This is a genomic window from Haemophilus haemolyticus, from assembly GCF_003351405.1.
GTDB lineage: Bacteria > Pseudomonadota > Gammaproteobacteria > Enterobacterales > Pasteurellaceae > Haemophilus > Haemophilus haemolyticus_N.
In genome coordinates, this window is sequence record NZ_CP031240.1 from 158,789 (window position 1) to 176,387 (window position 17,599).

Annotated in this window: 10 protein-coding genes; all 10 read right to left on the reverse strand. The window is 39.8% G+C overall.

Annotation, left to right across the window (positions count from 1 at the left end; genetic code table 11):
* Positions 1–335 precede the first annotated feature (335 nt).
* The 10 genes from DV427_RS00725 to DV427_RS00775 all read right to left on the reverse strand — a co-directional run bounded on the left by DV427_RS00725 (position 336) and on the right by DV427_RS00775 (position 17,589).
* On the reverse strand, positions 336–536 hold the full coding sequence (locus tag DV427_RS00725; protein WP_114890961.1) for a hypothetical protein: 201 nt from the start codon (positions 534–536) through the stop codon (positions 336–338).
* A gap of 403 nt (positions 537–939) precedes the next feature.
* Positions 940–1,137: a hypothetical protein gene (locus tag DV427_RS00730; RefSeq protein WP_046949575.1), complete on the reverse strand. Its 198-nt coding sequence runs from the start codon at positions 1,135–1,137 to the stop codon at positions 940–942.
* On the reverse strand, positions 1,134–9,608 hold the full coding sequence (locus DV427_RS00735; RefSeq protein WP_114890962.1) for a two-partner secretion domain-containing protein: 8,475 nt from the start codon (positions 9,606–9,608) through the stop codon (positions 1,134–1,136). Before DV427_RS00735 ends, DV427_RS00730 begins: the two co-directional genes overlap by 4 nt.
* A gap of 69 nt (positions 9,609–9,677) precedes the next feature.
* On the reverse strand, positions 9,678–11,450 hold the full coding sequence (locus DV427_RS00740) for a ShlB/FhaC/HecB family hemolysin secretion/activation protein (RefSeq protein WP_162790245.1): 1,773 nt from the start codon (positions 11,448–11,450) through the stop codon (positions 9,678–9,680).
* 79 nt (positions 11,451–11,529) lie between these two features.
* Entirely contained in the window at positions 11,530–12,237 is a 708-nt protein-coding gene (locus tag DV427_RS00745; RefSeq protein ID WP_114890963.1) for a 4'-phosphopantetheinyl transferase family protein, read from the reverse strand.
* 59 nt (positions 12,238–12,296) lie between these two features.
* Positions 12,297–13,628 carry an anaerobic C4-dicarboxylate transporter gene (locus DV427_RS00750; RefSeq protein ID WP_114890964.1) on the reverse strand — a complete coding sequence of 444 codons (1,332 nt, stop codon included), beginning with the start codon at positions 13,626–13,628 and terminating at the stop codon, positions 12,297–12,299.
* Between the two features lie 204 nt (positions 13,629–13,832).
* A complete protein-coding gene (acpP, locus tag DV427_RS00755) occupies positions 13,833–14,063 on the reverse strand; it encodes an acyl carrier protein (RefSeq protein WP_005627318.1) in 231 nt (76 codons plus the stop codon).
* Between the two features lie 272 nt (positions 14,064–14,335).
* On the reverse strand, positions 14,336–15,064 hold the full coding sequence (gene fabG, locus DV427_RS00760) for a 3-oxoacyl-ACP reductase FabG (RefSeq protein ID WP_005627320.1): 729 nt from the start codon (positions 15,062–15,064) through the stop codon (positions 14,336–14,338).
* Between the two features lie 12 nt (positions 15,065–15,076).
* Entirely contained in the window at positions 15,077–16,015 is a 939-nt protein-coding gene (fabD, locus tag DV427_RS00765) for an ACP S-malonyltransferase (RefSeq protein WP_114890965.1), read from the reverse strand.
* A 623-nt stretch (positions 16,016–16,638) separates the two neighbouring features.
* On the reverse strand, positions 16,639–17,589 hold the full coding sequence (locus tag DV427_RS00775) for a beta-ketoacyl-ACP synthase III (protein ID WP_114890967.1): 951 nt from the start codon (positions 17,587–17,589) through the stop codon (positions 16,639–16,641).
* Positions 17,590–17,599 lie beyond the last annotated feature (10 nt).

A 17,599-nucleotide genomic window follows, 5' to 3' on the forward strand; every position in this document is an offset into this window, starting at 1 on the left:
TAAGATTAGCTTAAAGATAAACAGCCCTGAAAATACAAAAGTGCGGTCAATTTTGAGAAGTTTTAAAACTCTTTGAAAATTGACTGCACTTTTACATTGCTATGTGAATCTCAAACAAAAAAACTGCAGAGAGTTCTATTCCTTCTAATCTCGTTTAAAAAAGAGAAAATATATTGGTAAAACAACCACCTGATATTTTAGAGACATAATTAAAGCCTCTTTTATCAGGATTGCATACTGTAAATTCTTCCGTCCCGCATCTAATTCAGCGATCACCATAGCAAAGAAACATAGTAATGCAACAAATATAAAAAATTTTAATATTTTTAGGATCATCATTTGTTTTCCTTACCTCCCTGCTCAATTGATTTAGAATAACTTTCTTTAACTTTATCTCCAATCACTGAGCCCAACACCACATTAAAAAATATTTTAGGTGCACCATTTAAGTGTAAATGTTCAGATCCTAGACCAACTACACTAGACATTCCAGAAGCTAATGTTTCTGCTTTAAGCCTGCTCTTCTGAAAAATCATTTGCACCCATTAATAAATTTGACACCACTTATCGGCATACTGAATCACAATCAGCAAATAATTTAGCTCGTTTCTTTTGACTTGAATGTTAATCACGGAGAATAACTTCGATATTTTCACCACTAAACAAACGTTGATTGAGAATTAACCACACATTTACGTTTGATAACCAAGATTATTTCTTATTTTTCTTTACAGAAGTAAGAAATATAATTTATATATTTTACTCCCGCATCAAATTTTACATAAGAAATAGCCATAAAATAAAACAAAACAAAGAAAAAATAAGAATGCTTATAACAACACCAATAATAAATTTCATTACTTTTTCTCCTGATTTATAAAAAGTGCAGTTTAAGATACTTCAACTCTTAACAGCACTTTATACTCTTGTATTTCTCAATTATTTTTTAGGTGCAATTAAGTAACTGAAAAATAGTATCACTACAAATATAAATAAAGAAGGTTTAAAAGAATCTTCAAAAATAAATTTATAGTTTATATTATTTACCCCTAAAACCACCCCTCCAACTATAATCGCTATAGATATCCCCAAATAAATAACTAAAAAAGCAATAAGTAATTTAAAGATTATCTTCATTTCTTCTCCTCATTCTTATTTAAATTATCTTGATATAAAGACTTGAGTTTATCAGAAGAGTATCCTCCAATGACCACATTTGAAAATATTTTAACCGCTGGATTGATATTAGGAATTCTAGATAAAGCAGTATCTAAGCCTAGTGATACAAGAGAACCAGCTGAACTACCAACCATCTCCGTTTTAATTTGTCTATCTGTAGCTCCTGGTTTATTAACCTCATACATTAAATCAAAAGCAAAACTGTTAAGAGCTTGCGCTCCAGGTTTTAATTTTGAAAGAAGAGGAACCTTAATTACATCTTTCGTACCATCATAAATGGCGCTTTTAAGTTCATCTTCAGTTTTATATTGGCCACTGTGAGCTTTATAGGATATCTCCCCAGCTTTATATCCTCCCGTCACTAACATTTCTGCAGCAACTGGGGCTCTAGCTGAAAGTACAGCTGTCTCTTGTAAATATCCAACAGCCTTAGGAATAACTCTAACAGCAGCAACGCTGCCTCCCGCAGCTAACGCACCTATCGCAAAAGATTGTGCTTGTTTACCGACATAACTATCCCAAAATTTAATTTCATCTGATAGATATTTTGTTAACGCAGAGTCATTTCTTTTGATTTCTTTAGTAAAATCCCAGTTATATAAATCAGATACAGGAACATTCCATGATTTTGCTATTTTATGTAACTCAACCGCTAAATAATTCTTTTGCCCCTCCGTTAATTGGCTAGGATCTTTTTGGTTTAGGCGAATTAAAAAATTAATGTAAGAATCTTTTTTCAATAATTCTCCGCCTCTATTTTTTTCTTTCTGTTTTAGCTCTTTTTCTTTTTCAAACTTTTCTGAAATCTTGAAAAGTTCTTCATCTTCATTTTTAGAAAGAAGATTATTCTCCACCGCCCTTTTAGCCGTCTCTGCCCCAGAAGTCGCAGCAAGGAAACTACTACCTTGCTCCGCTGTGGTGCCATTCGCTTTCGCCGTCAATGCTGCAGCCAATCCGCCCGCCAACTGACTTAACGTGCTAATGTTTTCCTTCTCATTTGCCGTAAGTTGATTTGGCATTTTATTATAGATTGCCTGCGTGAGGATTTGTGCAGTCACTTCTCCTGTCACCCCAGCCACTGCACCTGTTAACGGGTCTTTGCCTGTCACTTGAAACTCCACTGCAGAAAGCAGCGCATGTGCCATAAGGTTAGTCGCTTTGTCTTTTGCGGTGTCGCCTGCCGTCATCTCGTGGATAGTTTTATTGAGATAAGGTGAAGCAAGAGCAACAAGACTGCCTGCGGTATCGTTTTGTGCCGCTGCTTGTAATGCCGCTGTCACCGCTCGAATCGCCATCCCTTTTTCACTACCAATGCCATAAGTGCGGTCGATTTCACCTTGCGTTTTCGTGATGTCGGCTTGAACATTTGTTAGCTGTTGCTTAATGGCGGCAAGCTGTTGTTCATTACCCGCTTGTCCCTTCAAGGCTTTTTCTTGCTCTTCCAGCTTAAACTTCTCAAGCCCTAGCTTGTTAATTTTCTCACGCTCATTATACGTGGCAATGCTTATCGCGTTGTTGCTGATGTCGCCTATCACCTTAGCCATTTCTTGGCGTTCTTGCATTTTTTGTAAATCTTGTTTTTCAACACGTTGATTCGCATTTTTGGTGTCACGTGAAAGTGCGGTCAGTTTTTCCGGTGTTTCGGTCTCTATCTGAATATTGTCGCTGATAGCTGATTGGGTGGTGCTGCGCGCGCTTTCATTGGTGTTGCCCAATAAGCTCAAGGCACTGCTTATCGCTTGCATCGGGTTAATGCCTCCCGTGCCTGCCCCCATGCTCGCACTTTCGGTTTTAATCTCGCTTTTATTTTCAATATCTGTTGCAGTAATTGATTTTGTTTTGAAGTGGTTTTTACTTGCCTCAGCGTCACTTTCAATAATGGCACCATTCAGTTGGGTATGGTTGTGGATGTTAGCATCCATACCATCCTCACCTACACGAATACCCGCTTGTTCATTGACTTGCGCATAATCCACTTTCGCTTTGTTATAGGAGGCACTGACCGAAGCTCCGCCACCTGAACCATACGCTACCGAGCCACTTGCACTCGCACTCGTTTGTTTGGATTCGTATTTCTCTGTATCTTGACGGCTCGTTATCGTCAGATTTTGAATATCCGCTTCCCAACGTTTCGCGTTGAGATTCGCTGCATCAAGGCTGAGGTTTCCTGCTTCGCTATTTGTGATGAGCTTATCCGCTTGCAAGTGACTGTTTTGCCAACGTTCGCTATCCGAATTCGACTTGCCCCTCGCCACATTCCCCGAACCCTCAATCCCAATTCCATAACTATTACCATTGGTTCCAACAAAAACGCCTACACTGCCCCCTGCAGATTTATTTTTGGTATGTTGGTGCTCCTCGTCTTTTACACCTTTTATCTCAATCCCTTTTTTGCCTGATAATGTCATCAATTTCGCATTCGCATCCACGCCTTCAAAGGTGAGTTTTTCATCACGGGCTTTTACATTAAGCGTACCGGTATTCACCGTTGATTTTTGATGACTAATACTCTGGCTTTCGCTACTTTGCGTTTGTTTTTGGCTGCCATAACCAATACTAACCTTCATACTTGGGCTGGATGTCGTCCCCGTATTCTGCATATTACCAGCTCTTAAGGCATCTAAGGTTTCTGCCACCTTACCCACATTTTGAGCCGCCATTGTCGCTTCTTCCGCGGCTTTCACTGCATAAAGTGCCTTGAGTTTTCCATTGGTGACTTGTTGGCTGCGATTCACACTGTTATAAGCCGCTTGTGCCATATCGGTCACCGGTGTACTCAAGGCAATCGTCACGCCAGATTGTTTATACTCATGCCCCTCTTTACGTTCAATAATATCTTTTCCCGCTTCGACCTTAACACTTGCACCCTCAATATCAATCTGATTTGTGCGTGGTGTTATCATATTCGTTCCAAGAACATTTGTATGATTACCCGCACTCACCCTGATATTGCCATTCATTGAACCTAGCGTGCTACGTGCATCAGACTGTGTCCAACCTTCTGTCTCATAATCGTGTTTTTCTGATTTGGAGCCAAAGGTAAGACCAATACCGCCGTCTGTGAACACACCTCTGGTTTTCTTGGTTTCCACGTGCTTATTTTTAAAATGATTGGTATCTGCTGCAATATCGACATCATGCCCAGCCTGAATATGCAGATTATCCTCCGCAATAGCCTGAATGCCTTTCGCCTTCACATCATGACCTGCTAAAAGCACCACCTCTTTACCACTCACCTGTGTGCCGACTTGAGTAACGGAATGTTGTTGGTCAAGACTGGTTTTGGTCGTTCTAGCAAGGCTGCCACTTTTCGTTTTATGAAACTCTTCAAAATCACGGCTTTCTTTTGCACCATTTAACACAAGGTCGTTTTCAGCAATAGCCATTAACTTCGCTTCGCTATCCAACTGTGCCCCTTCGGCTCGGAGATTTTTTGCCGTAAGCGTCACATCCCCCTTGCCCTTGATTTGGCTGCTGATGGCTTGCTCAACTTTCTCATGACGGTAATGATTGCCTGCGCCCATCTTTTCATCAAAGCCCACTGAAAGTGCGGTCAGATTCATGTTATTTTTGCTTTGAACAAGCGTACTGCCATTGCCATCGTTAATAATATCTGCCCCTTTAGCGTTCAGATTATTTGATGAGAGTTGTAACTGGCCATCTTCTCCTTTCACATAGAAAAGCGCTTTACGAGCCAATGTCGTTTCACTCCGTTGGAAATGAGATAAGTCCACCTTTGTTGTCATCGTGGTACTTTCGTGATTTAAGTCACCGCCCACATCTACCAAGAGGGCGCGCTCGGCTTCCACTTTACCGCCGATATTATCGAAGTTATTCGTGGTGTTGATGCCTACTTTATCACCCGTAATGGTGCCTGCGTTAAATAAGCTTTCGGTATTTAATAACGTAAGCTTACGCCCCGCAATGGTGCCGCTATTGGTTAAGCGGTTACTCCGCAAATCAATCACATCCGCTGAAATCAACGTGCCTTCGCCATTTAAGTCACCTTTCTGTGCCATCGCATAGACGCGAGGCGCCATTACTTTGACTTGTTTTCCGCTTGGTAGCGTTACCTCTTTTTCCTCAAACCAGACTATATCTGACGTAAGTTGTGCAACCTGCGCTGGGCTTAAAGCCACACCTGGGGTTAAGTTGAAGCGTTTCGCAAAGGTAATACCATTATCCATTAACCCTTTATATTGAGCCTCTAAATCTTGATAACCCGTTAAGAACATACGTCCCGTCAACTGATTAACTTGATCTCGCACTAAACGTTGCTCGTAATAGCCATCACCTAAGCGTCTCAAGATATTTTGTGGATCACTGCGAAGTGCTTTAAACATATAGTCACCACTGAGCCATTGTTTACGATCGGTAAACTGTGGATCCGTTTCAATTAATGGGCGATTAGTGGCCTCTGGATTGGTGTGATAAAGGCTTGAGGTTGGCAAAGAAACATCCGCACCAATCGTACGAATTTCACGCTGCCCAGCTTTGGCATTCGATTGATTCACGCCATTGGCAACATGAATATTGTTGGCAAGTGCGAGCGTTTCCATCGAAAGATTGGCTTTTTCACCTTCAGGCGTCACTGTCGTATAGGCTTCCGTACGAACTTGTTTTAAATCCAATGGTGTATCAGTGATTTTTTGGTAGTCATGACGGCCAGCCCACTCCCGCTGATGATATCGTCTAAATCCGCCTCGCCAACGAGAGTAAGTCCACTCTTGATTTCCATTATCAACAACTCGAGTAATCCCCATTTCGGGTACATTGTTGACTTCTTCAGAAGGATTATTCGGATTATAGATCTTTCCAGCGGCCATTATTTGGCTGCGGTTATTTTCTACATGACCATTAAATTCAACATCGCCTTGACTTAAAATCTTACCTGGATGCGTTTCTTTTACTTTTGTTTCGCTGGTTATACGTTCTTGCACATAAATATCCCAAAAGCGATAAAATTCTTTGCCCAAGAGCTTTTTATTGTGTTCAAGAATAGCAGCATCTAACTGTTCAAATGCTTTTTCATTTACCTTTGCCCATTCAAAATAAGGTTTCATTTGAGCAGAAAACTCAACTAACTTAGCTTCATAATCAGCAACAGCTTTCCGGTACTCTCCCATTTTCAATTCATATTCTTTCATGAGGCGATCATAATCATGACGATTACGCCATGTTCGTTTAGGCTGTTTAGGCTCCTCTGGCGCTTGCTTTAACGTTTCATCCAAGCCACTCAGATCGGGTAATGTTGGAGAGGTAGGTGGAGGAGTAATATTAAATGCCGCCCATATAGGATCATTATTTAAATAAAGCGCTTGAGGTACAACAACACAACCTGAACGAGTTTGCTCGTTAGCACATACCTCCTCATTTGGCATTGGTAGAATATGACCTTCAATTTTGCCATTAGTAGGTCGCGTTACCTTATTTTGATTTTTATAAACCACTTTACCTGCTCGACTAAAGGATGCCCAACGAAGTTGATCGAAATTAATACGTTCAGCGCTCCCATCTTCAAGCAGATAATGTTCCTTTACTTCTTCACGTTTGACTTCTTCTAGCCTTGTATCAATACGGGCATTTTTGTTTAAAGTTTGATGCATACCAAGGACAACACCACGTCCTTCAATCAAACTACCGCTATTTAATAATTTATCGCCTAAATCTTTTGATTGATTGTTTTCATCTAAAGTGCGACCAAATACCACTTTCCCTTCAGAGGATAAGGTGCCGCCAATACCATTAAACGCCCAATTTTGAGTAAAGACCGTTTTACTGTTCTCAACGAAAGGCGCTGCAACGTCTAGACGTTCTTTTGCCGCAACAACCGCTGATTTAATCGTTCCATCAGATTGTAATTCATCTGTATTCACTATTTTTTGACCAGCCTGTAAAGCAACATGACCACCATAAATACGACCAGTACCAATATTAGTTAATGTATCACCAGTCTTGATAACATTTTCTACTGTCCCTTTAACCAACCCTCGATTGGTTATATTCTGCTCACTTGTAAGTGCAGTTTGTTTTCCTTGAATTTCAGCTGTCTTTGTATTTTCAATGTTCTTCGCATTGATTTGGGTATGGCCTTCAGAAAGTAACCCTGCTCGATTAATCAAATGTCCTTGAGTAGTTAAACTTAATGAAGAACGGCCAACTAAATCGCGTTGACTATCAAAATCTTGAACAAGTTGGATATTTGCATGGTTAGCCTCAATATCGCCATCACCAGAAAGTGCATTAACCTGAATATTCAGTTTTTCTGCAGCCTGAATTGAACCTTGGCTATTTTTTATGGAAGCCCCTTTACCCTGAATACGAATATCCCCTGTAGAGAATAATTCACCTTGGTTATTGTCTAATTGATTAACAACATTCAATACCTGAGAAGAAACCGAATAAATCCCACCTTGTTTATTGTCCAATTGATGAGCATTCACCTCAACCTTACCCGCAAGAATACCCTGTGTTGGTACTGATTGTGCATTCCCTTTAGTATTTTGGTTATTTAGATTAGTGGTATTAACCGTTAAATCACCCTGTGCTTGAATAAGTGAACCTGTATTGCCGACTTTTTGGTTATTAATGTCCCTTGCAATATTTAATGTTGAAGAACCGTCAGCAACAATCATTCCGGCTTGGTTATCCACGGATAATGCGGTTAAAGTTAAATCTTTACCACTTAGCAACCGTCCTTCTCGATTATTTAAGAATTGATTTTGCTGGGTAAGACTCATATTTCCACCTGAAAGTATTAAGCCTTTTTCATTATTTAACCCTTGTTCTAGGTTTAATGAGAAGTCACGCGCACCTTGGCTTGCCCATCGCCCCTGTTGGTTTTCTACTCTTTGCGCAGTTGCATTAATCCAATCCGCTTTTAAATTAGCGTGCTGTGTTAAAAGTTGAGAAGGGGTATGTAAATTGATTTCATTTTTTGCAATGAGCGTCGCTTGATTTGCATTCATTTCACCTTGATGAGCCACAATATGAACATCTTGGCCACTTGTCTGACTCTCGCTAACATCAACTGTTTGAGCTTGAACATCGACCTTACCAGAGGCAATATTTTTCCCTTTCGCCACAGTTGTTTTTGCTGTTTTTATTTCAAGGTTTTTAGTCTCACTAACCTCATCTATCTCGCGGGCTTTACCATTTTCCTCGATACCGGCAGCCAATACCGAAGATTTACCCGCTTCGACTGAATCCGCTTGATAACGAATATGCCCACCTGAAATAGTCGCGCCTACCTGATTAATCTGATTTTTAGCATTAACTAGAACATCACCTCGTGCTGTTTCAACTTTACCTTTTTGAATCACATCAGACTTGGTTTTGATTTGGACATCTTGTTTACCGCTAATCTCCCCTTCATTAACAATACGCCCTTGACTATCAATTTTCACCTCACCCGCTGAGGCCCCAATATGCCCCGCATTACGTACACCAAGGCCTTGACCGTTATCCACTAAATGGATTTTCTCAGCATACATCCCACCTAATTGGCTCACATCCACACTGTAGCTTTGGTTTTCGCCTTGGGTATCAGAAGTGCGGTCAGTGTTGTCGGTGTTTTTATCTCCCACGTAAACCACTGAATCATTGGTGCGGTCAACGTTGTTTTTACCCGTGGTAACTTTAATGCCTTTTTTAGACCAAACCCCACCTTTGATTTCGGCTTTCTCAGCGATAATATCAGTGTAATCAGATTGACTGTTATCCATGCCTTTTTGGCCAACAGTCACTTTTCCGACTTTTACGTGATAGCCTTTCAACTCGCCATTTTCTACTTCTGCTTTACCTGTTGTCAGGGTTGTTCGCCCCGCATTAATCACACCACAGCCATCACACTGAATACCACTTGGGTTAGCAATCACCACATCCGCTTTTTTACCTGCCACCTCTACATAACCTTTTAAACGACTTGGGTTGGCTGAATTGACCTCGTTAAGAATGACTTTTGCTTCACCGCGAGCAAGATTTGGGTTACCTTGCACCCAGCCCGCCATTTGAGTTTGTGCTGCTTTACGAGCATTGTTTAGCACGGCGCCTTTTTCTGCCACATCAAATTGCGAATATTGGTTACGTGATACCCCACCTGCACTTGGGGTTTGAATATTTACTTGCGGTAAACCATTCGCTGTTTGAAGTACGGTAGGTTGTTGATTACCTGGTGCAGATTTATCTGCACGAATGGCCATATCTTCTGCATAAACAGAAGGCAAAAAGACAAAACCTAATGCTAACATTAAGCTGAAATGAATGGAGTTGAGGGAGAAGGAAAGTGCGGTTGAAAATAATCCTGTTTTTTCTTGTTCTGGACTCATATTTTCACTTTGCGCTTTACCTTGAGATTTTGCCAGCTCAGAGACCACCACAAGCTGATTTAATACACGGCTAAAAATCACTTTATAATGACGTTTATTCATTTTTTAATTTCCTTTAAGTTTTAAATTCTATTTGGTTTTAATCAATTTATTCATCTAAAAGCGTGAGCATTAAAAACGGTAGCTCACATTAAATCCGGTTGTCACATGACTGGTTCTAAATCCTTCCGGTTTTTTAATTGGAACACCCACAAAATAATCATAGTTAATGCCCCATCGTTTGCCACGAAGTCCAATTGCGCCCCCCATTAAGCTATCACCAATTTGAAGCTCTTCTTGGCTAGAATGCACCTTACCTCGGTCAATCCCTAAATAAAGCTCATGTCCCTTATTGGCGATATTCCAACCTAGCTCATTTCGCCATAACCAACCTTTTTCACCGGAAAGCGATAGCTCGCCATCAAATCCGCGTACGGTATAACGACCACCAATACTAAATTTATCTTGTTGTGTTAAAGGTGTGCCGTTCCATTGTCCATTCCAGCTAGTGTTAAAGCGAAAAGGCTGATTGCCGATAGTGAAAGGGTAGGTAAAATCAATGCCTGCCGTAAAAATCTGCATACGGGAAGTCCCTTCGCCAAACTCTTCTTCCGGAGCGGGTAAGGATTTATTCCCACCCGTACCACGTTTATAGTTCGCAAACAGTTGTAATACGGTTTCACCAATGTATTGAGTGTGATTTAAGCCTACTTCCCAACCTGCTGTTCGACGACGCTGTACTTCAATTTCGGTGTCATTGATGTAGTTATGGGATTTTTTCGTCCATAACGCGGCATTCACATAGGTTTTATAAAGACTTCCACGCGATAATAAACGGCTTAAATTCGCTTTCATTTGCTGGCTTTCGCCCGAATAGGTATAAGACTCAAATGCACCCGCCACCGTTTGGTGATAAGAATATTTTGAACCGGAAAGGGTTAAGAGGTAATTCTTCCAAGGAATAGAATAATAGAGGCTAACATTTTTACTGCCATAATCCCCTTCCGCATCATCGCTATCACGTTTAAAGCTGCGCGTACCGCTGATATAGAACATATCATTAAGTGTTAGCACGTTATCCCAAGAAAACGTGGCTAAACCCTGTAAACGCCCCGTAGCTTTACTGCCTGAATCATCTAAGCCCAAAGTCAAATGAAAAGGTAAGCTTTGCTTATAAGCAATCACCACATCGGTTTCACCTACCGCATCCGTTGGTACTAGCTCCATATTCGCATCAGCACTCGGTACACGTTTTAAGTTTTCTAAACCTTGTTCAATATTGCGAATATTTAATATATCCCCTTGCGCCATTGGCATGGCAAACCACAAGGTACCACGGGTCGCAAACGGAATCGCACTTTGGTCTTGTAATTGAATACGGCCTACTTTACCTGGAATCACGGTTAACACGAGCATGCCTGAACGTAAATCCTGCGGCTCGACCACCACGCGTGTAGTGACATAACCCAAATCAATTAAACGATTTTGAATACGGCGAAGTAATACGTTAATCCCCTCAGAGCCAATACAAGCAGGCAGCGCAAAATCACGCTCAGCATAAGCAGACTTTAATGCCCAAGAAAATTGGCTTGGTTGGATTAATTTAAGGGAAGAGGCTGATGGATTTTCTTCAGCTTGGTAATCGGTCAGCACCAATTGATTGATAGGAAAACATTGCGCTTCATTCTGCGGAAAGCCTAGAGATTGTAAACGTTCAGATTCAAGGAGAACAGAGGGCACTTTCACTTGTTGAGATTGAATGGCTAAATCTAGCTCAACTTGTTGTTGCTGCTGACGTAATGAAATTTGTTTTTCAACCAAGGTTGGCTGATGATTGGGTTCTGCATGTAGGTGAGTTGAAATACTGACTAATATAAGGAAAGATAAGAAAGAAAATATTTTCATAGGCTAAACCACATTATTGCAACTATATTTAAGTATAATTTTAGTGATTATTTTTGTAAAGGATGGCTCAATAGTCACTCTAGTTCACACGATAAAAGCTGAATTCTTGTAGTATTTTAAGTTGCAATCGTTCTCCACTCCATTCATAAAAGTGCGGTAATTTTTCTTGATGATTGACAAAAGCGGCTAAATAAACAGGGAGTTCGTCAGTAAACCACAACTGGCCCTGCGGACAATAATCTGAAAAAATTTTTTGTTGTTCAGGAAAATGACGAACATTGGATAATTTTACGATCCCAAATCCTTGAGATTTCAATACAGCCTCTCGTAAACACCAACAACGATAAAAAGCCTTCAAAGAATCCTGCTGATAATGAAACCAATCAATTTCTTCTTTTGGTGCAATATGTTCCATCAACGCAGTAAAATTTCTTATTTTAGGAAATTCAATATCAATTCCCACCGCACTTTTTTCTTCATTTCTAATATCTAATATTACTGCCACCCAATCACCTGAATGGCTAATATTAAAATCTATTCGCTCATCAAGAAAATAGGGTCTGCCACTTTCGGTACGTTGAATTTGAGATAAAAGTGCGGTGGATTTTCCTGATATTTTTAAAAGTTGGAAAAGTAATAAGTGAGCAAGCCTGCGGCACTGATGACGCTGAAAAACACGCGAGCTATTCATTTCAATTTGATATAGATTTTCTGGAATCAGTTCATCGGGTAAGGATTCCAAAGAAAAAGGTTGATTTATATTGCCGTAGGCGATGTAGGTTGTCATAAAATAAAAGCACCATTTAAAGGTGCTTTTATATTAAAAGGATTTAGTTTGTGTGTAAATTAGCGAATCACTAATTCCGCCACAGAAACACCGACCAAGCAAGCAACAACAACCCCAATTAAACCTGGCACCATGAAACTGTGGTTAAAATAATATTTACCAATTTTCGTTGTACCCGTTACGTCAAAGTTTACTGTTGCAATGTCTGATGGATAATTTGGAATAAAGAAATAGGCATAAGTTGCTGGCATTAAACCAACCAAGATTGGCGCAGGAATGCCTAAACCAATACCAACAGGTAATAACATGACTGCAGTCGCAGCTTGGCTGTTAATTACGACAGAAACTGCAAATAATGCCAAGGCGAACGTCCAAGGATAAGTTTGAACCATATCGGTAATCGCAGCTTTAAATTCTGGCATTGCATATTGGAAATAAGTATCGCTCATCCAAGCAATACCATAAATCGCAATCGCTGCCACCATACCAGACTTAAATACTACGCCATTTGGCACGATTTGAGGATTCGTTTTCGTTGCGAGTAAAATCACACCACCAAAGCAAAGCATCATCATTTGGATGATTAGTGACATGGAAATCGCTTTTCCGCTACCGATAGTACGAATTTCAGGAATCATCGCAATCGCAACAATCACCACCAATGCTAATAAGAACAAATACACTGATTTCTTAGCACCTTGTGGAAGGGTTTCATTCAATGTTGTGCTTGTGGTATTTAAAATACGTTCGCTCCATACTGGATCTTGTAAACGACGTTGATATTCAGGATCTTGTTCCAACTCTTTACCACGACGTATACTGTATAAGGAAAGCGCAATCGTACCCGCTAAGGTTGCAGGAACTGTCACACAAATAATATCTAACAAACTAATATGCTCAAAACCAGGCATTGCAGTAATTTTACCTAGATAGAAGACAACAGCTGCAGAGAGTGGGCTAGATGTGATGGCTAATTGAGACGCTACGGAAGACGCTGCCATTGGGCGTTCTGGACGGATTTTGTTTTTCAATGCAACATCGCCGATGATTGGCATGATTGTGTAAACAGAGTGACCAGTACCAAGCATAAACGTTAATAAATACACGACCAATGGACCTAGTAAAGTGACACGTTTTGGATTTTTACGAAGAATGCGTTCAGCAATTTGTAACATAAATTTCAAACCGCCTGCAGCTTCAAGCACGGATGCACAAGTCACTACTGCAAGAATGATCAGCATTACATCAATCGGTGCTTTCCCCACTGGCATACGGAATACCAAAACTTCGATAGCAAGACCGATACCAGAAACAACACCTAATCCAATACCACCGTAACGGCTTCCCATATAAAGCATTAACAATAAGAATAAAAATTCTAAATAAAGCATAAGTACCTCAAAAATAAAAAAATTATAAAAATAATACCCTTTTTGAGGAATAAAACTAGATATTTTTTAAATTTTAGAACAAGAATTGAATTAAAAGGTAATTCAGATCAATTTTACAATGCAGGAATAAGAGAAAAGTGCGGTGATGTTAGAAAGAAATTTTTGAAAAAAATTAGGCGACTTAAAAAGTCGCCCAACTTGAAATTATTGATTGTTTTGCACGTAGTCAATCGCAGATTGAACAGTTGTGATTTTTTCAGCTTCTTCATCTGGAATTTCGATATCGAATTCTTCTTCTAAAGCCATTACTAATTCAACTGTGTCTAAAGAGTCCGCACCTAAATCTTCAACGAAAGAAGCTTCAGATTTAACATCTTCTTCTTTAACACCTAATTGTTCAACGATGATTTTTTTCACGCGTTCTTCAATACTCATTTGTTTTTCCTATTTTGTTGGTTTTAACTCATAAAAGAGCGGTTAGTGTATGTATTTTTTATCAACTTGCAACTATTTTATAGGCTGGTCGCACCACAAAATGGGCAATCTGAATACACACATTAAAAATAGTTACGTACCTTTGCATACGCTCAAGGCGTAACCAAGCTACACTGCGAATGGGATTCTAACATTATCTAAAATCTTTGGCTATGATTTTGTGTTTAGAACGCCACTCAAGTCTAAATAAAGAGAAATGCTGATTTTCAGCATTAACTCATATATAAACCACCATTTACATGCAACGTTGTGCCTGTAATGTAAGCCGCATCATCAGAAGCTAAGAAAGCAACGGCTTTAGCAATATCTTTAGCCTCGCCTAAACGACCTGCTGGAACATTAGATAAAATACCCGCTTTTTGTTCATCAGTAAGCACTTCTGTCATATCCGTTGCAATAAAACCAGGTGCAACTACATTCACAGTAATACCACGTGCAGCTACTTCTTTCGCTAAAGATTTAGAAAAACCAATCACACCCGCTTTTGCTGCACAATAGTTAGCTTGTCCTGGATTACCCATTGAACCAACCACTGAACCAATATTGATGATACGACCAAAACGTTTTTTCATCATTGAACGTAACATGGCTTTAGAAAGATGATATACCGAAGTTAAGTTAGTTTGCATAATATCAAACCACTCATCATCTTTCATACGCATCAATAAATTATCGCGAGTAATACCTGCGTTATTCACGAGAATATCAATATCGCCAAAATCATTTTTAATTTGCTCAAGTAAAGTTTCGATAGATTCTTTATCCGTTACGTTTAAAACTAAACCTTTACCTTTATCTCCTAAATATGCAGAAATTGCCTCTGCACCTTTTTCAGATGTTGCGGTACCAATTACAAACGCACCTTTTGAACTAAGTTCTTCTGCAATCGCACGACCAATACCACGAGTAGCCCCTGTCACTAAAGCAATTTTACCTTGCATTTTTTCTTCCTTTTACGCTAACAATTCTTCTACAACATTGAATGATGCAACATCATTTACAGATATTGCTTGTAAATCACCCACAATGCGTTTGGTTAAACCATTTAATACTTTACCAGGTCCCACTTCAACAAGTGCTTGAACGCCATCTTGCGCCATTTTTTCAACTGTTTCAGTCCAACGAACTGGGCTATATAACTGACGAACAAGTGCGGTACGAATTTCTGCACCTTCAGTTTCCGCTTTCACATCAACGTTATTTAATACCGATGTTGTTGGTGTATTAATTTGAATATTCTCAAGTGTTACCGCTAATTGCTCGGCTGCTGGTTTCATCAATGCACAATGAGAAGGCACGCTCACCGCCAATGGCAATGCGCGCTTAGCACCTGCGTCTTTACATAATGCAGCCGCACGCTCAACTGCAGCCTTCGCACCAGCGATAACGACTTGGCCTGGTGAGTTAAAGTTCACCGCAGATACAACTTCGCCTTCCTCTGCTTGTTTACAAGCATTAATAATCGCTTCATTATCCAAACCAATAATCGCATACATTGCGCCAGTGCCTTCAGGCACAGCTTGTTGCATTAATTTTCCGCGCAATTCCACTAATTTAATCGCATCTTGGAAATCCAACACACCAGCACAAACCAAGGCCGAATACTCACCTAAGCTATGGCCAGCCATTACTTCTGGTTTTAATTGAGGAAATTTTTCTTTCCATACGCGATAAATAGCTACGGATGCTGCCAAAAGTGCGGGCTGAGTTTGCCAAGTTTTATTTAATTCTTCTGCTGGACCTTGTTGAACCAAATTCCATAAATCATAGCCAAGCGCTTCAGATGCTTGTTTAAATGTTTCTGTAACGATTAGATATTCAGTTGCAAGATCAGCAAGCATACCGACAGTTTGGGAGCCTTGACCTGGGAAGACCATTGCGAATTTTTTCATTATGTTGTTATCCTATGTTTTAATTAAAAATATTTTTCGGTAATTGACGTCAGGATTTCGCCTGACGGCGACCTACTTTTCTTTGCTTGTGCAAAGCAAAGTAGGCAAAAGAAACACTCCCCAATTAAATCGCTGATCTTTGCTTTGTTTCAATTTTCTTTACGGCAATTTGCTGAACTCGCTTCGCTCAAACAGACGCAAATTGCCTAAAAATTGAAAGTCACAAAGGCGATTTATATGGGGCCCAAATTTAATCGGAGCATTATTTAAAAAGTGCAGTTGATTTTGAGTTCATTTTTAGAGTGAAAAATATTTTGAATTTTCACCGCACTTTACATCGAAGAAAGAACAAATTGGGTTCCCTTCTTTGCCGCCTGGAAAAATAGAAATTTGTAGGAAATTTGCGTCTGTTTGAGCGAAGCGAGTTCAGCAAATTTCCGTGAAGCAAATTTCTATTTTTCAGGAAACAAGGCAAAGCAGGGTTACTTTTCTTTTTGCTTACTTTTTCTTTGGTAAAACAAAGAAAAAGTAAGTCGCCGTCAGGCGAACTCCTGACTCTTAACACAAAAAGTGCGGTCAATTTTTACCGCACTTTAAAATTATCAATAATTATATCAAATCAACTAAAATCTCACTAATGCTGAACCCCAAGTCCAACCACCACCAAAGGCTTCTAATAATAGTAACTGTCCACGTTGAATACGGCCATCTCGAACAGCCTCATCTAAAGCGACAGGCACAGTTGCAGCACTGTTGTTAGCGTATTTATCTAACGTTACAACCACTTGCGACATATCCATTTCTAATTTTTTAGCTGTCGCTGTAATAATACGTAGATTTGCTTGGTGTGGCACAAGCCAGTCTAAATTTTTTTTATCTAAATTATTTGCTAAAAGCGTTTCTTCCACCACATTTGAAAGTTCACGAACTGCCAACTTGAACGTTTCGTTACCTTGCATCTCGATATATCCAGATTTTTCTATACCACGTTCTGGCTGAGCTAAAACAAGGGCATTATGTTTATCTGCTGAAGCGTGTAAATGGGTAGAGATAATTCCTTCTTGTTCACTCGCATCTAAAATTACAGCACCCGCACCATCACCAAATAGCACAACAGTGCTGCGATCAGTTTCATCTAATTTTCGAGAATTAAGATCTGATCCTATCACTAAGGCTTTTTTCACCTTGCCAGCACGAATAAATTGATCTGCCACGCTCAATGCATAGACAAAACCTGTACAAGCTGCGGCTAAATCAAAAGAAATCGCATCATCAATATTTAATAAACCTTGTACTTGGCACGCGGCACTTGGATAAGCATGTGAGTTACTTGTTGTTGCAACAATAATCAGTTCAATATCTTGAGGATTAATTTGAGCAGCTTCAATCGCATTTTTTGCTGCTTCAAAACCCATTGTTGCAACAGTTTCATCTGCCGCTGCGATACGACGTTCACGAATACCGGAACGAGTGACAATCCATTCATCTGATGTATCAACCATTTTTTCCAATTCCGCATTTGTACGGATATAGCTTGGTAAATAACTACCAGTAGATAAAATTCTGCTATTCATAATAAATAAA